Source organism: Dysgonomonas sp. 511, assembly GCF_010501105.1.
Classification (GTDB): Bacteria; Bacteroidota; Bacteroidia; order Bacteroidales; family Dysgonomonadaceae; genus Dysgonomonas.
The window spans coordinates 1-1,434 of record NZ_QVMQ01000073.1 but is presented as its reverse complement, the minus strand read 5'-3'; the positions used below and the strand labels follow the sequence as shown (position 1 = coordinate 1,434).

General features: G+C 43.5%; 1 protein-coding gene. It reads left to right on the top strand.

Features of this window, described 5'->3' with window-relative positions; all coding sequences use genetic code 11:
* The first annotated feature begins 109 nt into the window (after positions 1-109).
* Positions 110-1,339 carry an IS4 family transposase gene (locus D0T57_RS15285; RefSeq protein ID WP_163274335.1) on the top strand — a complete coding sequence of 410 codons (1,230 nt, stop codon included), beginning with the start codon at positions 110-112 and terminating at the stop codon, positions 1,337-1,339.
* Positions 1,340-1,434: the final 95 nt, after the last annotated feature.

Genomic DNA, 1,434 nt, shown 5'->3' with positions numbered 1-1,434 from the left:
TATTGCTGTCCGGTAAAACTTTTTAGCCTACAAATACTTAGGGCTGCTTCCATTTGGTGGATTCAGCCCTAAGTAGTTATTTAGAAGTCTGCAAACAATCTCAATAACTATGGGTAAAAGTAGCCATTTTAGCGGACAGCCGCTCTATTGTCAGGTAATAAATTTGCTCGACAAGTCGAAAATTCATGAAATAAGCCGTAAAAACGGTGGTGAACGCTATATAAAGCACTTCAGTGGGTACTCACATCTTACAGTGATGCTCTATGCGGTAATCATGCGATTTGACTCATTGCGTGAGATTACCGCCTCTCTACTTGGCGAATCTCGTAAATTGCGCCATCTGGGCATAAATACAATGCCTCGCAAAAGCACGCTGGCCGATGCCAACAAGCGGCGTTCGGAAACAATCTTTGAAGCCATATATCGCGACTTGTACGCTACCCACCGAGGGCGCCTTTGCTCGGACAGCCGAAGTGGTAAGACTCCCAAATGGATGAAGCGACTGCAAATTATTGATTCAACGACTATAACACTGTTTTCCAACTTACTTTTCAAGGGTGTAGGACGGCATCCGAAGAATGGTAAGAAGAAAGGCGGCATTAAGGTACACACCGTCATACACGCTAACGAGGGAGTTCCTTCTGACATTAAATTCACTTCTGCGGCAACTAATGATTCATTCATGCTCCGCCCAGGAAAACTACACAAAGGCGATATTGTGGCTATAGACCGTGCCTACATTGACTATGCCAAGTTTGAAGAACTCACGCACAGAGAAGTTATTTATGTTACCAAGATGAAGAAGAGCCTTCGCTATGAGACGTTGGAAGACATCATGTATCAAACGCCCGAGGGATTGATGGAAGTCAGAATGCAACATGTCGTTTTCCGTAAGACGCTCAAGGACGGGAATTCTATAATTCATAAGGCACGCATTATTACGCATGTAGACACAAAGAAACGTAAGCTCATCAGTCTACTGACTAACGACATGGACTCCGACCCGACAGAGATTATCGCCGTATATCGTCAAAGGTGGGAAATAGAGCTGCTGTTCAAACAAATGAAACAGAACTTTCCTCTAAAATACTTCTATGGAGAGAGTGCCAACGCCATTAAGATACAAATATGGGTGACACTTGTGGCAAACTTGTTGCTGATGATCATGCAACGGGGATTGACTCGCTCGTGGAGTTTCTCAGGACTTGCTACAATGGTACGAATTAATCTGATGTATTATGTTGACTTTTACAGCTTATTCAACAATCCCGGAAAAGACTGGGAAATGGCTCTTGAAGCTGCCTCAAAAGCGCCACCGGAACCATCACTTTTTGACTGAGGGGGCTTGGAATAAGAAAAACAAAACTCGACTGCTGAAAATCAGTAGCCGAGCAATATTTTTTTATCTTTAGAGAGTTTTACCGGACAGCAATA